The 15,683-nt window shown below is 60.9% G+C and carries 16 protein-coding genes; 1 reads left to right on the top strand and 15 read right to left on the bottom strand.

What is annotated here, in order from left to right; translation table 11 throughout:
- Nucleotides 1-53: 53 nt before the first annotated feature.
- The 7 genes from BT199_RS23445 to BT199_RS23415 all read right to left on the bottom strand — a co-directional run bounded on the left by BT199_RS23445 (nt 54) and on the right by BT199_RS23415 (nt 7,859).
- Nucleotides 54-2,135 (bottom strand): carboxy terminal-processing peptidase, encoded by a 2,082-nt coding sequence (locus BT199_RS23445; protein ID WP_256575825.1) that lies wholly within the window; start codon nt 2,133-2,135, stop codon nt 54-56.
- A 361-nt stretch (nt 2,136-2,496) separates the two neighbouring features.
- Nucleotides 2,497-3,150, bottom strand: coding sequence for an HAD family hydrolase (locus BT199_RS23440; RefSeq protein WP_072435546.1), 654 nt, complete (start codon nt 3,148-3,150; stop codon nt 2,497-2,499).
- 33 nt (nt 3,151-3,183) lie between these two features.
- Complete coding sequence (locus tag BT199_RS23435; RefSeq protein WP_072435545.1) at nt 3,184-4,173, bottom strand: ABC transporter ATP-binding protein; 990 nt, start codon at nt 4,171-4,173, stop codon at nt 3,184-3,186.
- A complete protein-coding gene (locus BT199_RS23430) occupies nt 4,170-4,970 on the bottom strand; it encodes an ABC transporter permease (protein ID WP_072435544.1) in 801 nt (266 codons plus the stop codon). The genes BT199_RS23435 and BT199_RS23430 overlap by 4 nt, the downstream gene beginning before the upstream one ends.
- A complete protein-coding gene (locus tag BT199_RS23425; RefSeq protein ID WP_003190145.1) occupies nt 4,957-5,802 on the bottom strand; it encodes an ABC transporter permease in 846 nt (281 codons plus the stop codon). The genes BT199_RS23430 and BT199_RS23425 overlap by 14 nt, the downstream gene beginning before the upstream one ends.
- A complete protein-coding gene (locus BT199_RS23420) occupies nt 5,799-6,605 on the bottom strand; it encodes an alkaline phosphatase family protein (RefSeq protein WP_014717800.1) in 807 nt (268 codons plus the stop codon). The genes BT199_RS23425 and BT199_RS23420 overlap by 4 nt, the downstream gene beginning before the upstream one ends.
- A gap of 177 nt (nt 6,606-6,782) precedes the next feature.
- Nucleotides 6,783-7,859 carry an ABC transporter substrate-binding protein gene (locus tag BT199_RS23415; RefSeq protein WP_014717801.1) on the bottom strand — a complete coding sequence of 359 codons (1,077 nt, stop codon included), beginning with the start codon at nt 7,857-7,859 and terminating at the stop codon, nt 6,783-6,785.
- Between the two features lie 351 nt (nt 7,860-8,210).
- On the opposite strand from BT199_RS23415, the gene BT199_RS23410 reads away from it, so the two are divergent.
- Nucleotides 8,211-8,924, top strand: coding sequence for a UTRA domain-containing protein (locus BT199_RS23410; protein WP_020301069.1), 714 nt, complete (start codon nt 8,211-8,213; stop codon nt 8,922-8,924).
- A 146-nt stretch (nt 8,925-9,070) separates the two neighbouring features.
- Here BT199_RS23410 and BT199_RS23405 read toward each other — a convergent pair whose 3' ends face one another.
- From BT199_RS23405 to BT199_RS23370, 8 genes are read right to left on the bottom strand one after another with little or no spacing between them, the layout of a single operon-like run.
- Nucleotides 9,071-10,024, bottom strand: coding sequence for a metal ABC transporter solute-binding protein, Zn/Mn family (locus BT199_RS23405; RefSeq protein WP_020301068.1), 954 nt, complete (start codon nt 10,022-10,024; stop codon nt 9,071-9,073).
- Nucleotides 10,024-10,923 (bottom strand): metal ABC transporter permease, encoded by a 900-nt coding sequence (locus BT199_RS23400; protein WP_032901932.1) that lies wholly within the window; start codon nt 10,921-10,923, stop codon nt 10,024-10,026. The genes BT199_RS23405 and BT199_RS23400 overlap by 1 nt, the downstream gene beginning before the upstream one ends.
- A complete protein-coding gene (locus BT199_RS23395) occupies nt 10,920-11,666 on the bottom strand; it encodes a metal ABC transporter ATP-binding protein (RefSeq protein ID WP_072435543.1) in 747 nt (248 codons plus the stop codon). The genes BT199_RS23400 and BT199_RS23395 overlap by 4 nt, the downstream gene beginning before the upstream one ends.
- Nucleotides 11,663-12,583 (bottom strand): metal ABC transporter substrate-binding protein, encoded by a 921-nt coding sequence (locus tag BT199_RS23390; RefSeq protein WP_032901958.1) that lies wholly within the window; start codon nt 12,581-12,583, stop codon nt 11,663-11,665. Before BT199_RS23390 ends, BT199_RS23395 begins: the two co-directional genes overlap by 4 nt.
- A gap of 19 nt (nt 12,584-12,602) precedes the next feature.
- Complete coding sequence (locus tag BT199_RS23385; protein ID WP_072435542.1) at nt 12,603-13,163, bottom strand: DUF6162 family protein; 561 nt, start codon at nt 13,161-13,163, stop codon at nt 12,603-12,605.
- Nucleotides 13,160-13,483, bottom strand: coding sequence for a hypothetical protein (locus tag BT199_RS23380; protein WP_020301064.1), 324 nt, complete (start codon nt 13,481-13,483; stop codon nt 13,160-13,162). Before BT199_RS23380 ends, BT199_RS23385 begins: the two co-directional genes overlap by 4 nt.
- The gene (locus BT199_RS23375; RefSeq protein WP_019817260.1) at nt 13,480-14,016 is read right to left on the bottom strand and encodes a hypothetical protein; all 537 of its coding nucleotides are present in this window, start codon (nt 14,014-14,016) and stop codon (nt 13,480-13,482) included. The genes BT199_RS23380 and BT199_RS23375 overlap by 4 nt, the downstream gene beginning before the upstream one ends.
- On the bottom strand, nt 14,013-15,215 hold the full coding sequence (locus BT199_RS23370) for a PepSY-associated TM helix domain-containing protein (protein ID WP_072435541.1): 1,203 nt from the start codon (nt 15,213-15,215) through the stop codon (nt 14,013-14,015). The genes BT199_RS23375 and BT199_RS23370 overlap by 4 nt, the downstream gene beginning before the upstream one ends.
- Nucleotides 15,216-15,683: the final 468 nt, after the last annotated feature.

Below are 15,683 nucleotides of genomic sequence, written 5' to 3'. Positions count from 1 at the left end.
ATGATGTCTATATGATGACACTCCGAGGAGCGATCACATTAAATCGCCATCATTTACTGCTTGGCCACCTGCTTGGTGATTTTCAGGTAATCCAGCAGGATCCGGCCAGTCTCGGCCAAGTAAGCGTCGTCTTCCGGCTTGGTTTTATCCGCCTCGGTCGGCAGCGCGTCTTCATCTTCTTTCTTCAGCTCTTTGAGCGGGTCTTCACCCTTGGCCTTGCGGCGGGTGTTTTCCAGTACCAGTTGCTGATTCTCGATGCTGGAATGCTGTGCACGGCGATCCGCTTCGTTGAGGCTGACGGTCTTCTCTTCCATCAGCTTCTTGGCCAGGGCCAGCTTGTCGCGGATAAACACGAACTCGGCATCCTTGGCGGAGCGGGTGTCATGATCAGCCTTCAACTGCGCCAGGAAGGGCTTGAACGGATCCGACGCCGGCTTGATCGCAGGGCGGATGGTGTCCCACGGCATGGCTTCAGGCAGGGCGCTTTCGCCGATTTCCTTGGTGTCGATGATCGACGGGAAATCGATATCCGGCAGTACGCCTTGATGCTGGGTGCTCTGCCCGGATACCCGGTAGAACTTGGCCAGTGTCAGTTTAAGCTCGCCATGATTCAGCGGCTGGATGGTCTGCACGGTGCCCTTGCCGAAGGTCTGGCCGCCGATGATCAATGCACGGTGGTAGTCCTGCATGGCGCCGGCGAAAATCTCCGAGGCCGAGGCCGAGAGGCGGTTGACCAGCAGCGCCATCGGCCCTTTGTAGAAGGCCCCCGGGTTCTCGTCTTCGAGCACGTCGACACGGCCGTCAGCGTTGCGTACCAGCACGGTCGGCCCCTTGTCGATAAACAGGCTGGTCAGCTCGGTGGCTTCCTGCAGGGAGCCGCCGCCGTTGTTGCGCAGGTCGATGACCACGCCGTCGACTTTCTCTTTCTGCAGTTCTGTCAGGATTTTCTTCACGTCGCGGGTGGTGGACTTGTAGTCCGGATCCCCGGCACGAAACGCCTTGAAGTCCAGGTAGAAGGCCGGAATTTCAATCACGCCCAACTTGTAGTCCTTGCCATCCTGCTTGAGGTTGAGGACTTTCTTCTGCACGGCCTGGTCTTCGAGCTTCACCGCTTCACGGGTGATGGACACGATCTTGCTGGTCTGGTCGTTCGGTGCATTGGTGTGCGGAATCACTTCCAGGCGCACCACGCTGCCTTTAGGCCCACGGATCAGCTTGACCACTTCGTCCAGGCGCCAGCCGACCACATCGACCATCTCTTTGTCGGCCTGGGCCACGCCGATGATCTTGTCGGCCGGTGCCACTTGCTTGGTTTTGTCAGCAGGGCCTGCCGGCACCAAACGTACGATCTTCACCTGGTCATTGTCGCTTTGCAGGACGGCACCGATGCCTTCCAGGGACAGACTCATATTGATATCGAAATTTTCCGCGTTATCTGGCGACAGATAATTGGTGTGCGGGTCGTAGGACATCGCAAAGGTGTTGATGTAGGCCTGGAAGATATCCTCGGCACGAGTCTGGTCCAGGCGTGCCAGCTGGTTCTTGTAGCGCTTGGTCAGCAGTTCTTGAATGGCCTTGGGCTCTTTGCCGGCGATCTTCAAGCGCAGCACTTCGTCCTTGACGCGTTTGCGCCACAGGTCGTCCAGCGCCGCGGTACTGGTCAGCCAAGGAGCGTCCTTGCGGTCCACCAGAAGGGTTTCTTTCTGTGTGAAATCGAGCTTGTCGATACCTTTGTTCAGCTCACCCAACGCGAAATCCAGACGCGCTTTGACGCGGTCCAGGTAACGCTTGTAGATGATGAAGCCGGGCTGCAGGTCGCCGCTCTTGAGGAAGTCGTCGAATTGGGTCTTCCACTTGTCGAACTCAGCGATATCGCTGGCCAGGAAGTAGCTACGCGAGGGGTCCAGCAGCTTGAGGTAGCTGTCGTAGATGATCACTGAGCGAGCGTCGTCCAGCGGCGGCTTGCTGTAGTGATGGCGCTTGAGCAACTCGACGACGTTAAGGCTGGCAATCACCTCATCGCGATCAGGCTGAAGGTTGTCCCAGCTATTGGCTGCGAACGTATTGGTCGACATCGACGCGAAGCCGAGACCAATGAAAAATGCGAGGGCGGTGCTGGGGAACAGATGCTTCATGCTGATTCGACGCGGGGGCAATTGATAACGCATATTAGGCCGTCTTTGAGGGAGCCGGTTCCATATGGTCCGGTCGCATAATGCAAAAAGCCCGGCGCTACAGCACCGGGCTCAGTCCAGACTCACTATGGAGGCACTGTGAAAGCATTGCAAGGCGTTGACGGTGATGTGGGGGGCTAGAACAACCTCGTCCTACGTCCGGTGTAGTCCATATTGCCAATAGCCTGACCGAATCCTAGATTGAAATGCAGTCAGTGTGGGAGCTGGCTTGCCTGCGATAGCGGTGCAACAGTGAAGAATTCTTCATCTGGCGCACCGCTATCGCAGGCAAGCCAGCTCCCACAGGTTGATGTCTATTGATTCAGGTCCAGTGGTGGATCGGCCAGCCGGCCTGTTCGGCATGGGCGCGCAACACCGGGTCCGGGTTCACCACCTGCGGGTGATCCACCTTGAGCAGCAGCGGTAAATCATTGCGCGAGTCCGAATAGAAATAGGCACCTTCAAGGGTTTCGCCTTCCTGCTCCAGCCATTCCAGCAAGCGCGTGATCTTGCCCTCACGGTAAGTCAGTACATCGACGGTACGGCCGCTGTACACGCCGTGGCTGACCTCCAGGTTAATCCCCAGCACTTCCTCGATACCGATACGCGCAGCAATCGGCGTGACCAGGTGAGTGCCCGAAGCGGAAATCACCAGGATCCGGTCGCCATTCGCGCGGTGGCGGGCGATGGTCTTGGTGGCGTCGCTGTAGATCAGCGGCTCGATGACGTCCTCGACCCACGGCTCCACCAAGTGCTCGATTTCTTCCGGGGTACGGCCGATCATCGGCTCCAGGCTGAAATCCATGAAATCTTCCATCCGCAGCTTGCCCTGGCTGTAGGCATCCATCAGCTCGTTGTTCCTGCGCATGAACGACTCAGGGTCCACCCAGCCAAGGCGGCCCATCTGTTCGCTCCACAGCGTGGCGCAGTCGCCGTGGATCAGGGTGTCGTCCAGATCAAAAATTACCAATGCCATCGGTGATGCTCTCTCTCAATAGGTCGCTGCCTGTCAGGCTACTTCACACAGTGCGCTGGGGTCGATGGAAAGTGCCAGGCGCTGGCCGTCCGGGTGCAGGTCGTCGGCCGAACGATTGAGCACGTCCACCACCAGCTCGACGCCACGGGCTTCGATACGGTAGCGAATCACGTTACCCAGCAGGCTGTGGCTACGCACCAACGCATCAAGCTCGCCGCTGCGGCTCAACTCGATGGCCTCGGGGCGAATCGCGATGCGCCCGCTGATCGGCCGCTGCAGCAGTTGGCTGGCCTTGTCGGCATCGAGCAGGTTGTAGTTGCCGATAAACCCGGCAGCGAACACATCCACCGGCGCGGTATAGAGGGTTTCGGCATCACCGCTCTGCACGATCTTGCCCTGGTTCATCAAGAAGATGCGGTCGGACATGGTCAGCGCTTCTTCCTGGTCATGGGTCACGAAGATCGTGGTCAGCCCCAGCTCGCGCTGGATCTGGCGGATCTGCTCGCGCAAGTGCTTGCGAATACGTGCATCCAATGCCGACAGCGGTTCATCCAGCAACAGCAGGCGCGGGCGGGTCACCAGGGAGCGGGCAAGAGCGACGCGCTGACACTGGCCACCGGACATCTGGTGCGGATAACGGCCGGCCAGGTCCTTGAGCTCCACCAGTTGCAGCACTTCTTGCACGCGCTTGTTGCTTTCGTCGGCGTTGACCTTTTGCATGCGCAGGCCGAAGGCGACGTTCTGTTCCACGGTCATGTTGGGGAACAGCGCGTAGCTCTGGAACACCATGCCGATCTGGCGTTTCTGTGGGCTCAGGGGCACGATGTCCTGGCCATCCAGGAGGATCTGGCCACTGTCTACCGGCGTAAGCCCGGCGATGCAGCGCAGCAAAGTGGATTTGCCGCAACCGGACGGGCCGAGCAGGGTGACGAACTCGCCTTTGGCGACCTCGCAATTGATATCGCTGAACACCGGGGTGCCGGCGTAGCTTTTTTGCAGGTGTTGGACGCTGACGAAGCTCATTGGCTTTTGTCCTTGTTCAAGAGAGTGGCGGCCCAGGTCAGTACCAGCACAAAGAAGAAATAAGAGATCACCACGGCGCTGGTGAAATGGCCACTGCTGTTGCGCATGTTGTTGAGGTACACCTGCAGGGTTTCGTACCGGGTGCCGACGAGGATGTTGGCGAACACGAACTCGCCGAACAGGAACGAGAACGACAGCAGCAGCGCCACCATCAGGCCCTTGCGCAGGTTGGGCAGCACCACCAGGATCGCGGCCTGCCAGGTGCTGGCGCCGAGCAGTTGCGAAGCGTCCATCAGGTCGCGCAGGTTGATGGCTTGCAGGTTGTTGGTGATCGCGCGGTACATGAACGGCAGCGCGACGGTGAAGTAGCAGCCGATCAAAATCCACGGCGTGCCCACCATCGCCAGCGGCCCGGACCCGTACAGTTGCAGCAGACCCACCGAGGACACCACTGGCGGCACCGCAAAGGGCAGCAGGATCAGGATGTTCATCAACGCGTCGAGCTTGGGAAAGTGGTAGTGCACCACGAACAGCAGCGGCAAAATCAACACCACCGAAAGGATCAGTGCGCCCACGCACACCAGCAACGATTGCCCGAAGGCCATCAGAAAGCGCGGGTCGCTCCACAGCTGTACATACCATTTCACGCTGAAGCCGGCGGGCAGGATGGTTGCCGACCAACTGCTGGAAATCGAGTAGACAAAGGTGCCTACCAAAGGCAGCACCAGGATCAGGAACAACAGGTACACCACCACCTGATGGTAGAGGGAGGCCGAGCCGGCTTCAGCGCGAGACATGGTAGCTCCTCTTGAGCAGCAGTTGATGCACCACCGTGACCACGGTCATCAGCGCCACCAGCACCACGGCCAGGGCGCTGGCCATGTTCGGGTCCAGCGACACATCGCCGGAGACCAGGCCGGCAATGCGAATCGGCAGTACGTTGAAGTTGCCGGTGGTCAGTGCATAGACCGTGGCATAGGCGCCGAGGGCGTTGGCCAACAGGATCACAAAGGTACCGAGCAGCGCCGGGGTGAGCACCGGCAGGCCGATATGCCGCCAGAACTGCCAGCCATTCGCACCGAGCAGGGCGGCCGACTCGCGCCAGTCTTCGCGCAATGCGTCGAAGGCCGGGTAGAGCAGCAGTACGCCGAGGGGAATCTGGAAGTAGGTATAGAGGATGATCAAGCCGGTTTTCGAGTACAGGTTGAAGTCCTCAATGATCCCGGCCTGCTTGAGCATGAGGGTGATACTGCCGTTGAACCCCAGCAGGATGATGAACGCGAAGGCCAGGGGTACGCCGGCGAAGTTGCTGGTCATGTTGGCGAATGCGGTGACGAAGTTGCGCAGCGGCGAATCCACTCGGCGCAGTGAGTAGCTGCCCAGGGTGGCGATGATGATGCCGAAGATGCTGGAGTAGAAACTGATCTCCAGGCTGAACTGGATGGCCTGCCGGTAGAACTTCGAGGTGAAGATGCGGGTGAAGTTTTCCAGGCTCCAGCCGGCCTCTTCGGTTTGCAGGCTGCTGATCAGCACCCACACCAGCGGCGCGATCTCGAACACGATAAAGAACAGTGCGAAGGGCAGCAGGCATAGCAGGGCCAGCCATTTGCCGCGGGTCAATGCATTCACTTGAGCAGCTCCCGGCACACAGGCTTGTTGTGGGGCACGCCCAGCAGTTCGCAGATGGTGCCGCACAGGTCGGTTTGTTTCGGCGCAGCGTCGGTGTCCAGGCTGAAGGCGTCACCGATGACAAACAGTGGCACTTCCCGTTCTTCGCGCAACAGGCCGTTGTGGGAGCGGTCGTTGTTCATGCCGTGGTCGGCGGTGACCAGTACCTGGTAGCCGGCATCGAGCCAGTCTTGCAGGTAGTCGGCCAGGATAATGTCAGCCGAGCGTGCGCTGTTGCGGTATTGCGCGGTGTCGAGGCCATGCTTGTGACCGGCGTCGTCGATGTTCATCGGGTGCACCAGCAAAAAGTTTGGCGCGTGCTTGAGCCGCAGGCTTTCGGCGTCGGCGAACAGGTGGGAATCGGGGTAGTGGTCATTCCAGTAGAAATGCCCATGCTGGATCGCCAGCGCCTTGTCGTCGGTATGACGATCGCGGGCGGCGAGAAAGGGCGTGCGGTTATACAACTCGCTGACCCAGTGGTAAGCCGCCGCAGCGGTGCTCAAGCCGGCGTCGGTGGCGTAATGGAAAATGCTGCGCTGGGTGGACAGGCGCGAGACGTTGTTGTGCACGACACCGCTTTGGATCGGCGGCACGCCGGTGAGGATGCACTCGTACAACGGGCGGGACAGGGCAGGCAGTTCACATTCCAGTGTGTAGAGAGCTGCGCGTCCTGCGCCGACATAGGCCTGCAAATGCCCCATGGCGTGCCGGGCAACCTCGAAGTTGAGGCCGTCGAGCACCACAAGGATGACAGTGTGCTTCATGGGGGCTGGGGCTCCGCAACAGAGGGTATGGCTCAGTATCAACGTGGAATGGGATCAAATGTGGGAGCTGGCTTGCCTGCGATGGCGGTGTATCAGTGGACACAAATGTTGAATGTCAGACCGCTATCGCAGGCAAGCCAGCTCCCACACTGACCGCCTTTGGATCAGAGAGACCGATTACTTCATTTCTACGATGACTTGCTCGTTCCACATCTGTGGCAGCTTCTTGGACGTCGCTTCCCAGGCATCGGCATCCTTGATCGGCTGCGGGTTGGCCTTGGTGTACTGCTCGCCCGGGATCAGGTTTTTGGCAACGTCTGCCGGCAGTTTCAAGTCGGTTTCAGCCCGGATCGGACGCGCATTGCCGCGCGCCAGGTTGAGCTGGCCGGCATCGCTGAAGATGTATTCGCGGGTGAGCTTGGCGGCGTTCGGGTGCTTGGCGTATTTGTTGATGAGGGTGGTGTAGCCGGATTTCACCGAGCCATCCGAGGGGATCAGCACCACGTAGTCATCGGGGTTGGCCATCTTGGCCTTATAGCTCAGGCCGTTGAAGTCCCAGACGAGGCCCACTTCGACTTCGCCTTTTTCCATGGTAGCGATGGTCGGGTTGGACAGCGAGAGGCGACCTTGCTGGGCGATCTTGGTGAAAAATTGCAGGCCCGGCGCGATGTTTTTCTCGTCGCCTTTGTTGGCGATGGCCGCGGCGAGTACTGCGTTCGAAGCCTGGGCGGCGGTGCTCACGTCACCCACCGATACCTTGTATTTACCGGTTTGCAGGTCAGCCCAGGTGGTGGGCACTTCGGAGCCGTGCAGCAGCTTCTTGTTGACGATAAAGGCAATGGTACCGGTGTAAGCCAGGGCCCAGTGACCGTCCTTGTCTTTCGCCCAATCCGGCACCTGTGCCCAGGTGGATGGTTTGTACGGCTGGGTCACTTCTTGCTTTACCGCGATCGGGCCGAAGGCCGCGCCCACGTCACCGATATCGGCGCTGGCGTTGTCCTTTTCGGCTTTGAACTTGGCGATTTCCTGGGCCGAGCTCATGTCGGTGTCGATGTGCTTGAGGCCGTAGGTTTTGGCCAGGTCTTCCCAGGTGCCTTTCCAGTTGGCCCAGTCATCGGGCATGCCGACGCTGTTGACGGCGCCCTCCGCTTTGGCGGCGGCTTCCAAGGTTTTTAGATCGGTATCAGCAGCCATGGCAGCGGTGCACATGGCAATGGTCGAGCCTAACAGTGATGCCAGGAAAAGCTGTTTCATCCGAAGCTCCTTTGGGCGTTTTCAACGCGGCGTTTTATCTGAACGTTAGCGGTGGTTTGGTCTAGGTCAGCAATACCTGAGCCAATCTAGGCCCCCTGGATGACAGTTTCATGTCGATGTCGTTTTTGAAGCGCTGATGTCGTTCAGCTCCGACTTAGCGTAGACCATGCCCAAGTGGCCGCAGGCCTTGGACTTGGCCGATGTATTGCAGGGTTTGGAAGACGCAGTCGACAGCCTTTGTCATCTGTCGGTCATCTGGAGTGCCTAGGCTGGCACCCAGCAGCAAAAGCCCAGATAGAGCGCGTTTTGTGCACCTGAACGGTGCTGGTCTAGTCCAGATAGGTAACGTTGATGCGTGATGAGGCAATCAAGGCGGTAACTTCCATCGGCCTGGCGCTGCAGGAGCAGATCGACCACGGCCTGTTGCCGCCTGCCAGCAAACTGCCCGCCGAACGCAAGCTCAGCGAGTTGTTTGGTACCACTCGGATTACCGTGCGGGAAGCCTTGTTACAGCTTGAGGCCCAAGGGCAGATTTACCGCGAAGAGCGTCGGGGCTGGTTCGTTTCGCCGCCACGGCTGGCCTATAACCTGATGCAGCGCAGCCACTTTCACGCCATGGTCAGCGACCAGGGGCGCGAGGCTTCCACGCAGGTCATCTCAGCACGCTTGCAACCGGCGTCGGCGGCGGTGTGCGCGTGGTTGCAGTTGCCGGCGTTGTCGAGCGTGATCCAGATTTGCCGGGGGCGCAGGATTGACGGGCGCCTGGTGTTGTATGTCGAGCACTATCTGAACCCGCAGTATTTTCCGGGGATCCTGGCGTGTGATTTGAATCAGTCGATGACTGAGCTGTATGCCAGCAAATATGACTTGCACTACGGGCGGGTGCGTTTCGAGATTGTGCCCACCTCGCTACCGGTGGAAGCGGCCGCTGCGCTACGCGTCTCGGCAGGCAGCCCGGGCTTGCGCATCGCCCGGGTCAATTACGACCAGCATCAACGCCTGATCGACTGCGACCTGGAGTTCTGGCGGCATGATGCGATTCATGTGGGTGTGGATGTGGTGTAGCGGCTGGTGCACCGCGAGCCCATGTGGGAGCTGGCTTGCCTGCGATGGCATCGACTCGGTGCGCCTGATAAACCGAGGCGTCCGCATCGCAGGCAAGCCAGCTCCCACATTGAACCGAGTTTATCTCTGACGGATCGGTGGCTTGCCTAGGGTGTAAGTGCCTTGATCACTTGGTCTACATTGGTTTCCAACTCCGTCACCGGGTCGGCGCCGTCCACATTCAACACCAACAGTCTGGAGCCGCCGGCAGTGACGGCGGTTTTGACTGCATCGCTGGGTTGACGGTGATGCAGCACCACCGCCACAGCGTTGTCCTTCAACGCGCTGCTAAGTTTTTGCAGCGCCTCGGGCGTCCACTCGGCGTCGGGCCGTGCATCGGTGCTGAGCACTTCCAGGTTCAGGCTGCTGACCAGATACGCGAAGTGATCGCTCAAGCTGAGCACACTCAGGTTGTCGGCCTTGGCCAATCGCGCCTCGCTGTCGGCGGTGAGCTTGAGTAAACGCTGTTTGAGCGCGGCCAGGTTAGCGTCGATCCTGGGTTTGGCAGCCGGCGCCAGGCGGCTCAGGTCGGCGGCCATCACGTCGGCCATGCGCCCCATATTGTTGCTCGATTGCCAGGGTTGGCTGTTCAAGCCATCGGTGACCCCCGGTTGTACTGCGATACCCGGCAAGCCGCCGTCCACCGGGCGTGCGGCATCGACTTCGACGATGCGGATATTGCTGCGTCGCGCCACGGGGTACAGCGGGTCATCGGCCCACAGCGAGCGCAGGCCGATGGCCGCGTCGGCGTCCAGCGCCAACTTGTTCAATGCCGCAGCACCGCGGCCGGTGAAGTAGGACACCTGCCGCGAACCCGGTAGGTTGGCCGGCGCGGCGCGTTCAAGCGCTACGTTGGTGCCTGTGAGCAGCGCCTCGGCCAAGCCGTAGGTAATCGGCAGCGACGCCAGCACCTTGACCGGCGGCTTGGTCTTGGTCAGGGCTGCGTGACCGAGGCCCTGGTTGACTTTGAAGTCCTTGGCGTCGAAACCGTCGACGGCCAGTGCCGACGTACTCATCAAGCAAGCGATGGCCAGGGCCAGTGGGCGAAAGACAGGGCGCATTATCCAAGATTCCCTTTGAGGCTGGGCACAACGCCACGGGCGATGGCCGCGAAGGCGAAGGCGATACCGGCAACCAGAATGATCGCGGCGCCGGATGGGATGGGCAGGTCGAAGATGATCGGCAGCAGGATGCCGCACAGGGTGCTGACGGTGGCGATCAGCACCGAGATCCAGAAAAACCCTTTGAGTGACTGGCTCAACAGGCGCGCCGCAGCGGCAGGAATCACCAGCAAGGCACCGACCAGGATTGCGCCGATGACCTTGACCGCGGCCACGGTGATCAGGGTCACCAGGATCACGAACAGGTAGTCCAGGCTTTTCACCGCCACCCCGCGCACTGCTGCCAATTGCGGGTTGAAACTGGCCAGCATGATGCGGTTGTACAGCGGCAATGCCAGGGCCATCACCAGCGAGCCGACAATGGCCAGTACCAGCAGGTCGTTGCCGTTGACCGTCAGCACCGAGCCAAACAGCACGTTCTCGAGAATGTGCACGTTGATCTTGCCGGCCAGGATCAGCAGCAGGCTTGCCCCCAGTGCCAGGGACACGGACAGGAACACGCCGATCAAGGTATCGGGCGCCAGGCCGGTGCGGTTACGCAGGTAATTGAGCAGGATGCCGAACAGCAGGCAGTAGCCAAACAGGCTGCCATAAGGCCCGGTATAGGGTTCGCCCAGCAGGATGCCCACGGCCACGCCGGTCAGCGCGGCATGGCCGACCGCTTCGGAGAAAAACGCAAAGCGCTTGACCACCACCAGCGTGCCCAGGCCGCCTAGTACCGGGCCGATCAACAAGCCGGCGAGCAGGGCGTTGACCACAAACCCGTAGGCCAGGGCTTCGGGCAGGTAACCGGCAGAGGCCCAGCCTTGGACCATCAAGCGAAAGGCTTCATAACTCATGGGGCCGGGCTCCGAGGGTGGGTGGAGAACAGAGTGAGCAGGCGGTCCGGGGTCAGCGCCTCTTTCGGTGTGGCGTCGAACAGCACGCGGCGGTTAAGACCGGTGACGCGGTCGGCCAGGCGGCCCACGGCCTCCAGGTCGTGCTCGATCCACAGCACGGTAATCCCGGCCAGGCGCCAGTCGTTCAACAGCCGTTCGAACACCTGGATACCCGCCTCGTCGAGGGCCGACATCGGCTCATCCAGCACCAGCAACTGCGGCGCCGGAATCAGCCCCTGGGCCAGCAGTACGCGCTGGCGCTCACCGCCGGACAACGCGCCCATGCGGCGCTTGCGCTTGTCTTGCATGCCAACGCGCTCAAGGGCATCGCCAATCGCCGCTGCGTAATGCCTGGAAAGGCCCAGAAACGCCGGGCGACGCTGGCACATGGCGGCCATGAAATCGTCCACGGTCATCGGCAAGCCGCGGTCAAATTCCAGCGCCTGGGGCACGTAACCGATGGTGCCGGGTGTGGTTGGCCATTCCAGGCTCAAACGCCCCTGGTGCGGCGTCTGCCCCAGCAGGGTCTTGATCAGCGAGCTTTTACCGCCGCCGTTGGGACCTACCAGCGCATGGATGCTGCCCGGCTGTACCTGGAAACTCACGCCATCGAGGATTACGGTGCGCCCCAGGGTCAGCGCGACCTGGTCGAAGTTCAGGGTGGGGCCGACGTTGACGGCGTTCAGTTGCTGCGCGGCGGTCATGCTCCCGACTCCTGAATCGCCCGTACCACGGTGTTGAGGTTGCCGGTCATCTCCACTTCGTACTTCTCCGCGCTGTATTCGCCGTAGGAAATATGCGACAGCGGGTACAGCTTGACCCCGGATTCACGCTGGATGGTATCGACGTAGGTGGACGGGAAATCCATCTCCGAGAAGATCACTTTCACATCCAGAGCACGCAGTTCATCGATGGTCTTTTTCAGCTGGCTGGGGCTTGGCTCGATACCGTGGGCCGGCTCGACCACGGCGGTGACTTCCAGGCCAAACTCGCGCAACAGGTAGTCGTAGGCCGCGTGTACGGTGGCGACACGCAGGTCGGGGTTGGGCGCGCTGGTCAGCTTGGCCAGGGCGTCGGCGCGCATCTGGCGCAAGCGCTTGCCGTAGGCGCGAGCGTTCTGGGTGTAGGTTTTGGCGTTGTCCGGGTCGAGCTTGCCCAACTCACGGGCAATGTTATTGACCTGGGCAATCGACGCGCTGATCGACAGGAAGGTGTGCGGGTTGACCACCTTGCCCGCACCGCGTGCCGCGTTACCTGTAGCGGCGAGCAGCGGCACGTTGGCATTGGCTTCGATCACCGGGATGTCCGGGCGCTCGCTGGTGGCGATCATGCGGTCGGCGAAGTCGTCATGGCCGACGCCGTTGAGCACGATCACATCCAGGGTGCCGATGCGCTTGATGTCTTCGGCGCGCGGCTCGTAGGCGTGCGGGTTGAAACCGGCGGGAATCAGCGGCACCACCTCGGCCTTGTCGCCCACGATATTGGCCACGTAGCTGTAATAGGGGTGCAAGGTAATGCCGATACGCAGGCGCTTGGCCGCCTCGGCATTGGCAAGGGGGGTGAGCATCAGGCTGAACAGGCCAACCAGTAAAAGGCGCAACAGGGGCGATGACATGGACATGGGCAATCGGTCTTCTCGTTCAGTGACGGTGCTGGCGGGTGACGCCAGCATCGAATTGCGCGACCACCTGCTGCCAGCCGGCCGCGATCAGCGCCTGGTCAGTGAGGTCGGAAGGGGCGGCAAGGTTGGCGCTGCGGTTGAGCCAGATATCCGGCTCACTGCCTTGCACGCGCATCAGCAGCGAACCGCTGGTAGCCGCCGCCTGGCTCAAGCCCAGGTAGGCGGCGGGTGCCAGCAGCTGCCAGCGATGGCCGCCACGGCGGACCGAACTGGCATCCTGGGCAAAGGGCGCGAAGCCTTCTTCGGCCAGTTGCTCAGGCGTCGGCAGGGCGCTGTGTTCCTGCTGCAACAGGTGGATTTCATCCAGGGTCACCCGCAGGTCGGCGTAGATGCCTTGCTCGGCGGCGCTCAGGTCGCGGCGGGCGTCCAGCTGGTGGCTGGGCACTGCCGCGACTTCCTGGGTTTCCCCGTGCAGCGCCACGACCGTGCCCGCCACCGCGAGGATGATCAGGCACAACAGCAACACATAAAGGGTTTCATGGCCCGCGCCCGCGGGGCGTACAACCTGTGTGGTACTCATTGCGACGGGATATCCGCTTGGTCGATTTCCACCACGTGGCCGGGGCCGGCATCGAACAGCACGTAGAACTCGGCGGCGGGCTTCTTGAAGGTCAGGGTCGAATCTTCGCCGAGCTTGCCCGGCACCAGGATGGTTTCGTCGTAGCCGATCACATCCAGGGTTACGCCGGGGGCGCCACTGCCGTCGGAGAAGCCGCCTTTGCACTGGATCTGCTCGCCGGGGATTTCCTTGCATTCGCACATCGGGTTGTGGGCGAAGGCGGTGGTGCTCAGGCCGGCGCACAGCAACAGCGCGGCGCGGGTGAAGCGCTTGAACGTCATGGTTTGACTCCTTGCTTGTTCAGCCAGGCAATGGTGGCAGGCGAGGCCTGGCTCAGCGGGATGGAACCCTGGTGCATGCTGCCGTCCCACCCTTCCATGGTCACCCATATTTCGGCATCCGCCGGGGTGCGTTCTGGGATCGGCAGGGCGGCGCCCATGCGGTACGGCGTGCCGAAGAAGATCACTCCGGCGGCGCGCAGGCTGCGGGGTTTGCCGATACGCAGGTAAGTGGCCTTGACCTGCTCGGCACAGGTATCGCACAGGGCAGCGTTGAAGAACTTCATCGGGCCAGCCGGGTTCGGGCTCGGGCCTTCGTTGCGAAACTCAGCCAGCGTCAGGCTCCAGGGACCGACTTGCACCTGCCCGGCCACGCGCTCGCCGATACCGGTATCCCCGCGAAACAACGCGGCGTCGGCAAAGTATTTGGGCATGAACCCCAGCGGCACCAGCAACAGCAGGATGTTGATATGGAAACGCCATTTCAGCCAAAAGGCGCGCAGCGGGGACGGCGGTACGGTTGCAACCTTGCTCATCGCTGGGCCTCCGAGGTGTCGGCGTGCATGGTCGGGATGGGCGCGTGCTGACGTTGTGTCTTGGCCTCGCGCTTGAGGGCGTTGAGGGTGGCCAGAGCGGTGCGCTTGGTCCAGATCAGCAAGCCGCTCAATACCATCATGCTCAGCACCAGGCCGAAGAATGCCCAGATCAGCTTGATCCACAAACCGCCAAAGTCCCCGGTGTGCAGTGGGCGCATCGACTCGGTGACGAATTCCAGCGGGGTACGGTCGGACAACAGGTTCGAGACCGCGACTTCACCGTCATAGGGGTTCAGCTGTGCGGTCTGGAACATCAACGGGTACCAGCCACGCCCGCCGATCTGCAGGTGGCTGTAGGCGTTGCTTGGCATGAACACAAAGCTGGCGTCCAGGCCGGGGATCCGCTCGGCGGCGATGTCGATCGCCTTGTCGATAGGGATCATCGGTGCCGGCACGCCCGGCGCCGACAGCGGCACCTTATCCCGTGCGATCACTGGCACGATGGGTTCACTGGAAATGGATATCTGGTTGTCGCCCAGGACAGCCTCGATCAGGAACCAGGTGCCGGTGATAGAAATGACCGCGATAAACCAGATCGACCAGATGCCACTCAGGCGGTGAAAGTCGCCCCAGAAGATCCGCGCACCGTGGCGGATGCGCAGGGTAGGGCGCAGGAAGCCTTTCCAGAAGCGCTTGTACACCACCAGCCCGGTGACCAGTGAAGCCAGCAGCGGCAAGCCCAACGCAGACACCAGGTACCAGCCCCAGCTGTACCCATTGGTGAACGGCACCAGCCACCAACCATGCAGGGCGCGGGTGAATTGCTGGAAGTTGAACGAGGGGCTGATGCCCTGGATCGCGCCGGTGTAGGGACTGGCATACACCTCCACGGAGCGCCCGTCCGGGTAGCTGAGGCCGACGCTTAGCGCGAAGTGCGATTCATCCGGGCGGATGATGGACTGGACGATGGCCTTGGGCTCATCGTGCTTGATGGCCGCGATCACCTGGTCAAAGCTCAGCGGCTGAGCGTCATCCGACGGCTTGCTGGCGCGGATATCCGGGTTGGCCAGCCACACGATTTCCTGGCTCACCACGGCCAGGGTGCCGGTGACGCAGACGATCAGTACAAAGAACCAGATGGGCAACGCCAGCCAGCTATGGACGAGAAACCAGAGTTTGGAGCGTGACTTCTTCGACATATGAATGAGGGTCTTGATCGGAGGGGGCAATAGAGGCCCGGAAAAGGCCAGTCGTAGCTTTTGCTGACGCGACAGGCTGTATCTAAGTTAAGACGGATGAGCATGAGAAATCCCTAAGGTGGATATGAAAGAAAATGTTTCAGGTTCACATTCAGGCCGCATTTATGCGCTGATCGAACACGCAGTACGCCAGCCCGCAGGCGTTCAGCGGCTTGCGTTAGGCCGGGGCAGACCTCCAAGGACGTGATCATGCCGCTGTGTGATGTCGTCAGCAGCCACGCATCTTCGCGGCCAACCCTTGGCTCAGCTGAAGTGCGGCTACGTAGTTATATAAGTAGAAATAACGCTCTCTATACTCACTGAGCGCGTTGCTTTTAGTATTATTTGTTTTTCAAATAGCTGGGCTTGAACGAAAGCGCCCCTTGTCATTACGGGGTGTTGGCGCGGGTGCAGGTTAATTCCAGAGGA

Source organism: Pseudomonas sp. NFR02 (assembly GCF_900119375.1).
GTDB classification, from domain to species: domain Bacteria; phylum Pseudomonadota; class Gammaproteobacteria; order Pseudomonadales; family Pseudomonadaceae; genus Aquipseudomonas; species Aquipseudomonas paracarnis.
This window is presented reverse-complemented; position numbering and strand designations above follow the sequence as displayed.

What these genes read in the sequence shown, in the direction of transcription:
- BT199_RS23445 (WP_256575825.1), bottom strand. Translation starts at nt 2,135, where the DNA reads ATGAAGCATCTGTTCCCCAGCACCGCCCTCGCATTTTTCATTGGTCTC.
- BT199_RS23440 (WP_072435546.1), bottom strand. Translation starts at nt 3,150, where the DNA reads ATGGCATTGGTAATTTTTGATCTGGACGACACCCTGATCCACGGCGAC.
- BT199_RS23435 (WP_072435545.1), bottom strand. Translation starts at nt 4,173, where the DNA reads ATGAGCTTCGTCAGCGTCCAACACCTGCAAAAAAGCTACGCCGGCACC.
- BT199_RS23430 (WP_072435544.1), bottom strand. Translation starts at nt 4,970, where the DNA reads ATGTCTCGCGCTGAAGCCGGCTCGGCCTCCCTCTACCATCAGGTGGTG.
- BT199_RS23420 (WP_014717800.1), bottom strand. Translation starts at nt 6,605, where the DNA reads ATGAAGCACACTGTCATCCTTGTGGTGCTCGACGGCCTCAACTTCGAG.
- BT199_RS23415 (WP_014717801.1), bottom strand. Translation starts at nt 7,859, where the DNA reads ATGAAACAGCTTTTCCTGGCATCACTGTTAGGCTCGACCATTGCCATG.
- BT199_RS23410 (WP_020301069.1), top strand. Translation starts at nt 8,211, where the DNA reads ATGCGTGATGAGGCAATCAAGGCGGTAACTTCCATCGGCCTGGCGCTG.
- BT199_RS23405 (WP_020301068.1), bottom strand. Translation starts at nt 10,024, where the DNA reads ATGCGCCCTGTCTTTCGCCCACTGGCCCTGGCCATCGCTTGCTTGATG.
- BT199_RS23400 (WP_032901932.1), bottom strand. Translation starts at nt 10,923, where the DNA reads ATGAGTTATGAAGCCTTTCGCTTGATGGTCCAAGGCTGGGCCTCTGCC.
- BT199_RS23395 (WP_072435543.1), bottom strand. Translation starts at nt 11,666, where the DNA reads ATGACCGCCGCGCAGCAACTGAACGCCGTCAACGTCGGCCCCACCCTG.
- BT199_RS23390 (WP_032901958.1), bottom strand. Translation starts at nt 12,583, where the DNA reads ATGTCCATGTCATCGCCCCTGTTGCGCCTTTTACTGGTTGGCCTGTTC.
- BT199_RS23385 (WP_072435542.1), bottom strand. Translation starts at nt 13,163, where the DNA reads ATGAGTACCACACAGGTTGTACGCCCCGCGGGCGCGGGCCATGAAACC.
- BT199_RS23380 (WP_020301064.1), bottom strand. Translation starts at nt 13,483, where the DNA reads ATGACGTTCAAGCGCTTCACCCGCGCCGCGCTGTTGCTGTGCGCCGGC.
- BT199_RS23375 (WP_019817260.1), bottom strand. Translation starts at nt 14,016, where the DNA reads ATGAGCAAGGTTGCAACCGTACCGCCGTCCCCGCTGCGCGCCTTTTGG.
- BT199_RS23370 (WP_072435541.1), bottom strand. Translation starts at nt 15,215, where the DNA reads ATGTCGAAGAAGTCACGCTCCAAACTCTGGTTTCTCGTCCATAGCTGG.